This window comes from Pantoea agglomerans NBRC 102470 (assembly GCF_001598475.1).
GTDB classification, from domain to species: domain Bacteria; phylum Pseudomonadota; class Gammaproteobacteria; order Enterobacterales; family Enterobacteriaceae; genus Pantoea; species Pantoea agglomerans.
Genome location: NZ_BCZA01000003.1, coordinates 469,582 through 480,242 on the forward strand (window position 1 = coordinate 469,582; position 10,661 = coordinate 480,242).

Annotated in this window: 11 protein-coding genes, 2 tRNA genes and 2 rRNA genes; 6 read left to right on the forward strand and 9 right to left on the reverse strand. The window is 54.4% G+C overall.

The features are described from left to right. Positions 1-18 precede the first annotated feature (18 nt). Together hpxA and PAG01S_RS08425 are read right to left on the reverse strand one after the other, a co-directional pair. Positions 19-750 carry an allantoin racemase gene (hpxA, locus tag PAG01S_RS08420; RefSeq protein WP_062758313.1) on the reverse strand — a complete coding sequence of 244 codons (732 nt, stop codon included), beginning with the start codon at positions 748-750 and terminating at the stop codon, positions 19-21. Continuing rightward, positions 747-1,469, reverse strand: coding sequence for a GntR family transcriptional regulator (locus PAG01S_RS08425; protein ID WP_010255133.1), 723 nt, complete (start codon positions 1,467-1,469; stop codon positions 747-749). Before PAG01S_RS08425 ends, hpxA begins: the two co-directional genes overlap by 4 nt. A gap of 144 nt (positions 1,470-1,613) precedes the next feature. Between PAG01S_RS08425 and PAG01S_RS08430 the strand changes: the two genes are divergently transcribed. Then, entirely contained in the window at positions 1,614-3,122 is a 1,509-nt protein-coding gene (locus PAG01S_RS08430) for an NCS1 family nucleobase:cation symporter-1 (RefSeq protein ID WP_062758315.1), read from the forward strand. Positions 3,123-3,171: 49 nt separating this feature from the next. Here PAG01S_RS08430 and PAG01S_RS08435 read toward each other — a convergent pair. Continuing rightward, a tRNA-Asp gene (locus PAG01S_RS08435) sits at positions 3,172-3,248 on the reverse strand. Positions 3,249-3,382: 134 nt separating this feature from the next. Beyond that, the gene (gene dnaQ, locus PAG01S_RS08440; RefSeq protein ID WP_010255127.1) at positions 3,383-4,114 is read right to left on the reverse strand and encodes a DNA polymerase III subunit epsilon; all 732 of its coding nucleotides are present in this window, start codon (positions 4,112-4,114) and stop codon (positions 3,383-3,385) included. Positions 4,115-4,165: 51 nt separating this feature from the next. Here dnaQ and rnhA point away from each other — a divergent pair, with 51 nt between their 5' ends. Then, positions 4,166-4,633: a ribonuclease HI gene (gene rnhA / locus PAG01S_RS08445; protein ID WP_010255125.1), complete on the forward strand. Its 468-nt coding sequence runs from the start codon at positions 4,166-4,168 to the stop codon at positions 4,631-4,633. Here the strand turns inward: rnhA and PAG01S_RS08450 are convergent. After that, positions 4,615-5,352 (reverse strand): class I SAM-dependent methyltransferase, encoded by a 738-nt coding sequence (locus PAG01S_RS08450; RefSeq protein ID WP_010671138.1) that lies wholly within the window; start codon positions 5,350-5,352, stop codon positions 4,615-4,617. The genes rnhA and PAG01S_RS08450 overlap by 19 nt on opposite strands. Positions 5,353-5,394: 42 nt before the next feature. Between PAG01S_RS08450 and gloB the strand changes: the two genes are divergently transcribed. Together gloB and mltD are read left to right on the forward strand one after the other, a co-directional pair. Next, complete coding sequence (gene gloB / locus PAG01S_RS08455) at positions 5,395-6,150, forward strand: hydroxyacylglutathione hydrolase (RefSeq protein WP_010255119.1); 756 nt, start codon at positions 5,395-5,397, stop codon at positions 6,148-6,150. A gap of 71 nt (positions 6,151-6,221) precedes the next feature. After that, positions 6,222-7,598, forward strand: coding sequence for a murein transglycosylase D (gene mltD, locus PAG01S_RS08460; protein WP_022625195.1), 1,377 nt, complete (start codon positions 6,222-6,224; stop codon positions 7,596-7,598). A 110-nt stretch (positions 7,599-7,708) separates the two neighbouring features. On the opposite strand, the gene PAG01S_RS08465 is transcribed toward mltD, so the two are convergent. Further along, positions 7,709-8,500, reverse strand: coding sequence for an endonuclease/exonuclease/phosphatase family protein (locus tag PAG01S_RS08465; protein ID WP_010255114.1), 792 nt, complete (start codon positions 8,498-8,500; stop codon positions 7,709-7,711). A gap of 262 nt (positions 8,501-8,762) precedes the next feature. Here PAG01S_RS08465 and yafC point away from each other — a divergent pair, with 262 nt between their 5' ends. Next, positions 8,763-9,665 (forward strand): DNA-binding transcriptional regulator YafC, encoded by a 903-nt coding sequence (gene yafC / locus PAG01S_RS08470; protein WP_022625197.1) that lies wholly within the window; start codon positions 8,763-8,765, stop codon positions 9,663-9,665. 62 nt (positions 9,666-9,727) lie between these two features. Then, entirely contained in the window at positions 9,728-9,874 is a 147-nt protein-coding gene (locus PAG01S_RS22225; protein WP_155724509.1) for a hypothetical protein, read from the forward strand. A gap of 1 nt (position 9,875) precedes the next feature. Here the strand turns inward: PAG01S_RS22225 and PAG01S_RS08475 are convergent. The 3 genes from PAG01S_RS08475 to PAG01S_RS08485 all read right to left on the reverse strand — a co-directional run. Further along, positions 9,876-9,952, reverse strand: a tRNA-Asp gene (locus tag PAG01S_RS08475). Positions 9,953-10,039: 87 nt separating this feature from the next. Continuing rightward, a 5S ribosomal RNA gene (gene rrf / locus PAG01S_RS08480) occupies positions 10,040-10,155 on the reverse strand. A gap of 212 nt (positions 10,156-10,367) precedes the next feature. Further along, positions 10,368-10,661, reverse strand: a 23S ribosomal RNA gene (locus PAG01S_RS08485); the annotation flags it as partial.

The following is a 10,661-nucleotide window of genomic DNA, read 5'->3' on the forward strand; positions in this document are numbered from 1 at the left end:
TGATTCGGGAAAGTTCCGTTAGTTTAGATGCTGAAACGCACCTGAGAGAGGTTTCTGCAAAGGCCAGGCCAGATCTCCATGTTTGCTGGTGCCAAAACCAAGCGCCACCAGCGACTCCACCATCTTCACCGCCGCGCTGACGCCATCGATCACCGGCAGTCCCAGTTCCTGGGTCAGCTCCCCGGCCAGCGTCGCCATCCCGCCACAGCCCAGCACAATCGCCCCGCTGCCATCTTCCCGTTTAGCCTGAATGCAGCGCTGCCGCACTTTTTCCTGCGCCAGGCCGCTGCCATCCTCCAGCGCCAGTACTGGCAGATCGATGGCATGCAGCGCGGCACAGTGATGGGTAAAGCCATACTGCTGCAGCAGATGACGCGCAATCACCAGGGTGCGCGGCAGCGTGGTGACAATCGAGAAACGCGTCGCCAGCAGCGTGGCGGTATGCATCGCCGCTTCCGCGATGCCGATCACCGGTCCGCTGGCCAGCTCGCGTGCCGCCAGCAAACCCGGATCGCCAAAGCAGGCAATGACGTGGCCGCTGACGCCCTGCGCTCTGCCCAGTTTAATCTGCTCCAGCACGCCGATGGCGGCGATCGCCTCATCGAAATGCCCTTCAATGGAGGGCACACCCTGCGACGGCGAAACAGCCAGAATTTCGGTGCCCGGTGCGGCGACCGCACGCGCGGCCTGACCGATAGTTTCGGTCATCGCCAGGCTGGTATTAGGGTTAATAACCTGAATCAGGCTCATGAGGCAGCTCCAGAGCCTGCGGCAAACAGTCGGGAAAAGTCGGGCAGCGTTTCTCCGCTGCGTTCGAAGTGCAGGCTGGAGACGATGTGCTCGAAGTGATGCTGTAGCGCCTGCGTCAGCGGCTGCAGCGCACGCGCGCGCAGTAACTGAAGCAGATTCGCATGATCGTCACAGCGGCAGCCACGCTGCCAGGGTGCGCCATAGGCGGCGATCACCAGTGATGAGCGCTGCGTCAGGCTGGTCACCATGCCGGTGAGCACCTGATTCCCGGAGATCGCCTGCAACTGAATATGAAAGGCCGCTGACAGCCGGATGGCTGCCGGGCCATCATGATCGGCGTGCGCCTGATTCTCCTGCGCGATGAGCTGCTCCAGCGCCACCAGATGCGGGGGCTGCAGATGGGCCAGGACCGCTGGCAGATTAGCGCACTCCATTAAACTGCGGGTTGAGAAGATATCCCGCGCCTCTTCAACGCCGGGTGTGGAGACCTGCGCACCACGTTTGGGCGTCAGAGTGACCATTTGCACCGCCGCGAGGCGTTGCAGCACTTTGCGGATGCCGGTGCGGCTCACGCCAAAGACCCCGGAAAGGGCCTCTTCCGGCAGTTTACTGCCCGGCGGCAGCTGATGCTCAACAATGGCGTTCATCAACGCCTGGTAAATCCCTTCATCTTTATCCTGCAGCCTGGTGGCGTCTCGCTGTCCTGTTTTACTCGTCATTACCCGCTCCGGTCGCTTGCTGTACGCCACATATCGTATACGTGAAAAATAAATATTGTATACAATAAAAGAGATCTGGCCTGGATCCTGCAATACCGCTTTACCAGATTATTCATTCCACTCTCGGGTAGAGGAGCAGGTTTCATGCCAAATCAATCAACGGTGGCCAGTACGGCCTCTGAAGCCAACGCCCGTTACAGCCCACGACTCTGTAACGACGACCTGGCACCGACTCGCGATCAGAACTGGTCGTGGTACAACATTTTTTCTTTCTGGATGTCGGATGTGCACAGCATGGGCGGCTATGTGGTGGCCGCCAGCTTCTTCACGCTGGGATTAGCCAGCTGGCAGGTGCTGCTCTGCCTGCTGGCGGGGATCTGCATCGTGCAAATCTGTGCGAATCTGGTGGCGAAACCGAGCCAGATGGCGGGCGTCCCCTATGCGGTGATCTGCCGTCAGGCGTTTGGGGTGTTTGGTGCCAATATCCCGGCGGTGATACGCGGCCTGATCGCGTTCGCCTGGTATGGCATCCAGACCTATCTCGCGGCGAATGCGCTGATGCTGGTGCTGCTGAAGTTCGCGCCGTCACTGACGTCGATGACCGTGCCGCACTGGCTTGGTCTGTCGCTGCTGGGCTGGTGCTGCTTCGGCATTATGTGGTTACTGCAGGCGATGGTGTTCTGGCATGGCATGAACGCCATCAAACGGTTTATTGATGTCGCCGGACCGGCGGTCTATGTGGTGATGGTGGCGCTGGCGGGCTGGATTGTATACAAGACCGGTTTCGATGGGATTTCGTTTACTCTCGCCAGCAAATCGCTTACCGCAGGCGAGCAGACGTGGCAGATGATTACGGCGACGGCGCTGGTGGTCTCTTACTTCTCCGGGCCGCTGCTGAACTTCGGTGACTTCTCACGCTACGGCAAAAGCATGTCAGAGATCCGTCGCGGCAACCGCTGGGGACTGCCGTTTAACTTTCTGCTGTTCTCGGTGGTGACCGTAGTGATTGTGTCGGGTACACAGTCGCTGTTTGGCAAAATGATTACCGATCCCATCGAAACCGTGAGCATGGTCGGCAACGATCTGGCGGTCGCGATTGGATTGCTGACCATGGTTACCGCCACCATCGGCATCAATATCGTGGCGAACTTCGTCTCGCCCGCTTTTGACTTCTCCAACTGTTCACCGCAGAAAATCAGTTTCCGTACCGGCGGGATGATCGCTGCGGTGGGGTCGGTGCTGTTAACGCCGTGGAATCTGTTTCAGTCTCCTGAGCTGATTCACTATACGCTGGATGTGCTGGGATCGTTTATCGGGCCGCTGTTCGGGATTCTGCTGACCGATTTCTATCTGATTAAACGTGGACGTATCTCGGTCGACGATCTGTTTAACGATACGCCGGCAGGCCGTTACTGGTATCGCGGTGGCTTTAACCCTAAAGCGATTGGCGCACTGCTGCCATCGGTGGCGATTTGCCTGGTGATTAGCTTTATCCCTTCCCTGCATCAGGTGGCGAATTTCAGCTGGTTTATTGGCGCCGGTCTGGCGGCAGGCTGCTATCGCTTTATCGCCCGTGAAGATCGTGAGGCGGAGGATGGTGCCCGCTGGCAAGGCGAGGTGATGCCGCAGAAGAACCAGGCCACCGCTGAATAGCAGACAGCAAAAAGCCGATTCATTTCTGAATCGGCTTTTTTAAAGAGATTGGCGGAACGGACGGGGCTCGAACCCGCGACCCCCTGCGTGACAGGCAGGTATTCTAACCAACTGAACTACCGCTCCGCGCTTTGTTCCCCGTCGGGAACGAGGCGCATAGTAATGGCAGCCTGTTGCGACGTCAACGCTTTTTCCAGGCGAACAAATCGTTTGCTGTTTTTTTCAGCTTGCCGTTGATTTTATCCACAAAAATGCGTAATTCAGCCGCGCCACAGGCAGCTGCCACCCTTTTTCATCACCAGATCCAGACGTGACTCATGGGCAACCACTTCTTCATCGCTGGCCGTGACCACGCGCAGTGCAGAGGTGGGACGCACGATGCGCTGGATGCTCTCTCCCTGCGCCTGTCGGGCGCTTTCACTTTCCGATAAAAAGGAGAGTGACGTCTGTCCGCCGGTCATCGTCAGGAAGACTTCAGCCAGAATCTCGGCATCGAGCAGTGCGCCGTGCAGGGTTCGTTTGCTGTTGTCTATTTCGTAACGCGAGCAAAGCGCATCAAGGCTGTTGCGCTTGCCGGGAAACATACGGCGCGCCAGCGCCAGACTGTCGGTGATTTTGCAGAAGGTTTCGGTTTTCTCAATGCCGCGGTTCAGCTTTGCAAACTCGTAGTCCATAAAGCCGATATCAAACGGGGCGTTATGGATCACTAATTCAGCACCGCGAATGTAGTCGAGAAACTCATCGGCAATCTCGCTGAAGGCAGGCTTGTCGGCCAGGAACTCATCGGCAATGCCGTGTACGCCAAAGGCTTCGGGATCGACCAGCCGATCGGGCTTAAGATACATATGGAAATTGTTACCGGTCAGGCGACGGTTAATCACCTCTACCGCACCAATCTCAATGATGCGGTGCCCCTCATAATGTACCCCGATCATGTTCATGCCGGTGGTTTCAGTATCGAGAACGATCTGGCGGTTATTTGCAGTGCTCATAAGACCCGTTTTATGTCAGACTTAGCGTTTTTGAGAGGAAGTCTACCAGAGATGCGCAAACAGGTAGAAATATTCACCGATGGATCCTGTCTTGGAAATCCCGGTCCCGGCGGTTATGGGGCGATTTTACGCTACGGTCAGCATGAGAAAACCTTCAGCGCGGGCTATCACCTTACCACCAATAACCGGATGGAGCTGATGGCGGCGATTGTCTCACTGGAAGCGCTGACCCAGCCGTGCGATGTGGTGCTCAGTACCGACAGTCAGTATGTGCGTCAGGGAATTACCAGCTGGATCCATAACTGGAAAAAGCGTGGCTGGAAAACCGCCGACAAAAAGCCGGTGAAGAATGTCGATCTCTGGCAGCGTCTCGACTTAGCACTCAGCACCCATAAGATTCAGTGGGAGTGGGTTAAAGGCCATGCCGGACATCCGGAAAATGAGCGCTGCGACGTGCTGGCCCGCAGCGCGGCTGAAAATCCCGCTTTTGAGGATATCGGTTATAAAACCGAATCCTGATCCTCTGCCTGCCGGAACTGGCGTGTGGCATTGACCGTCTGGCGGATCTTGCTGGTGCTCATACTCTTCTTAGCCCGGGTCGGCAGCAGCGGGAAGGTGCGTTTACGTGCCACCACAATATTCAGACAGCCCAGCGCCGGTAAGTGGGCGCTGATCAGTTTTCCGCCCTGCCGATGCCACGGCAGCACCTGAAAGCGGGTGCGATAGACTACCTCATAATTCAACAGTCCCAGCCAGTCGACTAACCGCACCTGGCTGAACATCCGTCCGCTCCAGGGGGCTTTGCGGTTCAGGCCCGGCACCATCTTACTCACGCCGAGCAGGCTGAATGGATTGAAGCCGCTGATAATCATCCAGCCATCATCAATTAACACCCTATCTACTTCACGTAACACCCGGTGAGGATCCTGGCTCCAGGCGAGCGTATGGGCCAGCAAACAGGCATCGATCGACTTCGACTCAAACGGCAGTTGCATCGGGTCAGCCAGCACCTGTAACAGCTCACCTTCCCTGCCAACATTGACCTGATGTGAAATAGCACAGTTTTCGGTGTTGATTTCTGCGCTGAGGTTGCCAAGCTTAAGCATATGAAAGCCATAAAGCTTTCCAAGGTAAGGCTGAAGCTGCTGCGTTAGCGCGTCGCGGAAATAATCTCCCCACGGCATATCGCGCCATGACAGCGGTGCGTTCAGAATCTGGCGTGATTTAGCGGGCTTCATGCTTTACGCTCTTCCTTTTCCTACGACCTGCGAGAGGTGATGATGAATCTTACCAGTATTCCTGCGTTGCAGGACAACTACATCTGGACGCTGACTGATGATGACGGTAAATGCCTGATTGTCGATCCCGGCGAAGCCCAACCGGTGTTAGAAAAAATGGCCTCCAACGGCTGGCAGCCGGTCGCTATTCTGCTGACTCACCACCATAACGACCACACAGGCGGAGTGAAAACACTGTGCGAGCATTTCCCTCAGCTTGAGGTCTATGGTCCCCAGGAAACTGCGGCTAAAGGGGCCAGAACGATAGTCAGCGAAGGCGATAAGGTCACGGTACTGGGCCTGACGTTTGAGGTGATCCACACCCCTGGTCACACTTTAGGACATATCTCATATTACAGCTCACCTTATCTTTTCTGCGGTGACACACTCTTTTCGGGCGGCTGCGGGCGCCTTTTTGAGGGCACGGCAGAGCAGATGTATGATTCCTTTCAAAAGCTTAACCAGCTTCCAGGTGAAACATTAGTCTGCTGTGCACATGAATATACTTTATCCAATCTGAAGTTTGCTGCGGCTATTCTGCCCCATGACCCACAAATAACGGCCGAATATCAGAAAATTAAGGACTTACGCGCTGAAAATGGCATTAGTTTGCCCACAAAACTGGCGCACGAACGGACAATAAATTTATTTCTTCGCACGCAAGACGTTGATTTACAAAGGGCATTAAACGTTAACGTTACTGATGAACCCGTATGGCGTTCATTTGCCGTTCTACGCGAGAAGAAAGACGCTTTTTGATTTTTCGGGTTGTGTTGTGAAAAGTCGTCACGTATAGTTGCTCGTCTTTTAAGCGAACTATTGACACACACATGAAGGCTAAAGCGATCTTACTCGCCTCAGTCTTGCTGGTAGGATGTCAGGCGTCCAGGAACGATGCCAATATCCCGGTACAGCATGCACAGAGTCTGTCTTCAGCTGGTCAAGGTGAAAATGGAAAGTACGGAGACGAGTTTTTGTCGCCGCGATGGCAGGAAGATGGAACTGGCCTCGCAGCAGACGCAGATCTCTGGAGTTTCATTAGTGACGAGTTGAAGATGGGGATTCCGGAAAACCCGGCAATCCGCGAACAAAAAAGTAAATTTTTAAAAAATAAGAGCTATCTCCACGATGTAACATTACGGGCAGAGCCGTACATGTACTGGATAGTCGAGCAGATACAGAAACGTAAAATGCCGATGGAACTGGTACTGCTACCCATAGTGGAGAGCGCTTTTGACCCCCGGGCAACTTCATCCGCCAATGCCGCTGGTATCTGGCAGATTGTTGCTGCAACAGGTCGAAACTATGGTTTGAAACAGAACCAGTATTACGATGGGCGACGCGATGTGGTCGCATCCACGAAAGTTGCGCTGGATATGATGCAGCGTCTTAACACCATGTTTGACGGCGACTGGTTATTAACCATCGCAGCGTACAACAGTGGTGAAGGACGTGTACTCAAAGCGATAAAGCAGAACAAGGCGCGCGGTAAGCCGACTGACTTCTGGCATTTATCGCTGCCACGCGAAACGACCGTGTATGTGCCTAAAATGTTAGCTCTGAGTGAACTGCTCAAAAATAACAAGCGTTACGGTATCAAACTGCCGACACCTAATGAAAGTCGTGCTCTGGCGCGAGTGGAAGTGGGTCAGCAGATACAGCTGACGCAGGCTGCCGAAATGGCGGGTATGTCGCTCACGAAACTGAAGAGCTTCAATACCGGTTACAAAGGCGGTGCAACAGCGCCAAACGGCCCACACTATATTATGGTGCCGAAGTCGAACGTCGCGAAACTGCGTAACTCACTGGCTTCCGGTGACATCGCAGCGGTACAACCTACTCAGCTTGCGAAAGCCAGTGCGAGTGGCGGGTACAAAGTGCGACGGGGTGATACGCTCTCTGGTATCGCCTCAAAACTTGGCGTTAGCGTCTCGACACTGAAGCAGGATAACAACCTGCGCGGTGCTGATATCCGACCGGGTCAGACTCTGACCATTGGTTCGAATGGCACCCGACTGGCTGATAACGGCAACAGCATCACCTATCGTGTTCGTAAGGGTGATTCTCTTGACAGTATTGCCCGTCATCACGGCGTCAATATCAAAGACGTGATGCGCTGGAACAGTGTGCTGGACAGTGCGAAAGATATTCAACCCGGCGATAACTTAACGCTGTTTGTGAATAATAACGCAACACCTGATACCTGATACGTTGAAAAGGCTGACATTTGTCAGCCTTTTTCTTTTATTCATCCGCCACCGTTTACTCATCTGCCGGACTTCCCTCCTCCTTCTACAGGCTCGCTTAATGCACCGGACTAGCTTCCTGAACTGAACTCCACCAGTAAGGGGTTATGGTCGGACGCGCGCGTCACCAGTACGGATGCCTCACTCACCCTGAGATCGCGATAGAAGACGAAATCCAGCGGGCGACCAAAGGCTTTACGGCGGTGATCGGCAGTGAACATGACCTCTTCCAGCTTCATTCGCTGTGCAAAACGGTAGAGTGCATTGATACGCTGACGGCTCCAGGCATTGAAATCCCCGGCCATAATCACCGGCCCCTGGTGATGCATGATCTGCTCCCCGATTGGCCCCAGCTGTTTACTGTAGACGTCGACGCCCAGGCTGAAATTTACCGCATGGATGTTCACGACCATCAGCATTTCCCCCGTGGGCAGCGGATACGCCGTGACCAGTGCCGATTTTGACAGCCTCAGCAGAGGCTCACGCTCACGCAACGGGCAGCAATAGACCGGGTGCGCAGAGGCGAGCGTCATCACCCCAGAGGGATGCTGAGGCAGCACAAAGGCAGGTACCTGATCGGCAGCAAGATAATTACTGGTGGCAAATTCCACCAGTTCTGGTGTGGTCTGCGCTTCCTGCAGTAATACCAGGTGCGCATCTTTACCAAATCCTTCCAGTACCGACATCCAGTCTGCGCGTTGCTGCTTGAAGATGTTCCACACCAGAACTTTGAGGTTTGGGTGCGCGGGCAAGGGTGCGCCGGGTGGCAGTGCCTGACCGAGATGGAGCATCGCGCCAGGTGGAAAGATCTGTTCCACTGGTTGTCCTGCTACATATCGCATTGCATAAGTTTTTTTGCGCACTTTCCCGCCTGGCTGATGATTCAAAATACAGTTAACACCTGTCTGTTATAGGGATTTTAGACCGGGGTTTCAATGGATGCAGGTGAATGTCAGAATTCATCACCTTTTCCAGAATAAAGCAGCCCTTTTACGTTCGCTAAGCAAAACGAGGCAGATCAGGCGGTGACATCCCCGATGTCATCGTTAACGGCTCCTGTACTGGTTATAACAGCATTATCAGTCATAAACTGGCTTAATGGCCATGTGACTGCAGGGAGGAAGAATGAAGGCATCTTCTGATGAACTAAAAGTGTTTGTCAGCGTAGTAGAAAGTGGAAGTTTCAGTCGCGCTGCTGAACAGCTGAAGATGGCTAACTCTGCCGTCAGCAGGACAGTTAAAAAGCTGGAGAGCAAGCTGGGTATTGCCCTGCTGACCCGCACAACACGGCAGCTGGCGCTTACGCAGGAGGGCGAACGCTATTTTCGCCATGTTCAACGTTTTTTGCAGGAGATGACCACGGCAGAAAGCGATTTGATCGAGAGTTTACAGGCGCCTAAAGGACTACTGCGCGTTGATGCCGCGACGCCGGTCATTCTGCATTTGCTGATGCCGATGATTAAACCCTTTCGTCTGCGCTATCCTGACGTGACTCTTTCTTTGATCTCCTCAGAGAGTTTTATCAATCTGATTGAGCGGAAAGTGGATATCGCCATTCGCGCCGGCAATCTCACCGACTCAACGCTGCGCGCCCGGCTGCTGTTCAGGAGCTTTCGCAAGATGGTTGCTTCACCCGCCTATCTCCGTGAGCATGGGACACCGCAAACGGTGGCTGAGCTGGATAACCACCACTGTCTCGGCTTTGATGATTCCCCACGACTCAATCGCTGGCCCGTCTCCCGTGAAAGCGGCGAACTCTATGATATTAGCTGGGCTATCTCCTCTAACAGCGGAGAGACGATTAAGCAGCTCTGTCTTACCGGTAATGGTATTGCCTGCCTGTCGGACTATATGATCGATCGTGAAGTTGCTGAGGGAAAACTGGTGGAAGTGTTGGCCGATCAGCGTCTGCCGGTCGAGATGCCCTTCCATGCTGTTTACTACAGTGATATTGGCGTAAGCCAGCGTGTGCGCGCTTTTATCGATTTTCTGAGTGAGTGGACAGCTGACCAGCCGTGGCGTACCTGAAGTCTACAGGGGCAGGCCTGATCGGGGTCTGCCCGCACACAATTTGGAAGGGGTGGGATCGATTGCGCGATTATCGCTTCAGATTCAAAGAATTAGCGATCGTTAAAATGATCCGGGAGATCGAAGAGAATCAGCGCGGTGTATTTTTCCGTGTTGAATTTGCTGCAATGGAAAAAGCCCTGACCGTTAAGTCAGGGCTTTCCAATTAAGTGGCGGAACGGACGGGGCTCGAACCCGCGACCCCCTGCGTGACAGGCAGGTATTCTAACCAACTGAACTACCGCTCCACCGATTCTTTCACAGCTGTCAGCAACGGGCTGATGGCCGTCTGTTCCTGTTTTTTTCCTTGTCAGGGGAAAAGGAACGAATTTGATGCCTGGCAGTTCCCTACTCTCGCATGGGGAGACCCCACACTACCATCGGCGCTACGGCGTTTCACTTCTGAGTTCGGCATGGGGTCAGGTGGGACCACCGCGCTAAAGCCGCCAGGCAAATTCTTTGTGCTCTGTCCTGTGGCTTTTGTGCTGATGCTGCGTTGGCCGCCCTCGCGCTACTCCGTCACATACTTCAGTATGCTCCTTCGTATCGCCCGGTTGCCGCCTTGCCTCAGCGCAAAATCCTTCGGACTTCAGTCCGCAGGACACAACTGTATCCGGTTAACAAGCTGAAAATCTGTCTCTCAAAAAACGCCTCTGGCGTTGTAAGGTTAAGCCTCACGGGTCATTAGTACCGGTTAGCTCAACGCATCGCTGCGCTTACACACCCGGCCTATCAACGTCGTAGTCTTCAACGTCCCTTCAGGACTCTCAAGGAGTCAGGGAGAACTCATCTCGGGGCAAGTTTCGTGCTTAGATGCTTTCAGCACTTATCTTTTCCGCACTTAGCTACCGGGCAATGCCATTGGCATGACAACCCGAACACCAGTGGTGCGTTCACTCCGGTCCTCTCGTACTAGGAGCAACCCCCCTCAATTCTCCAGCGCCCACGGCAGATAGG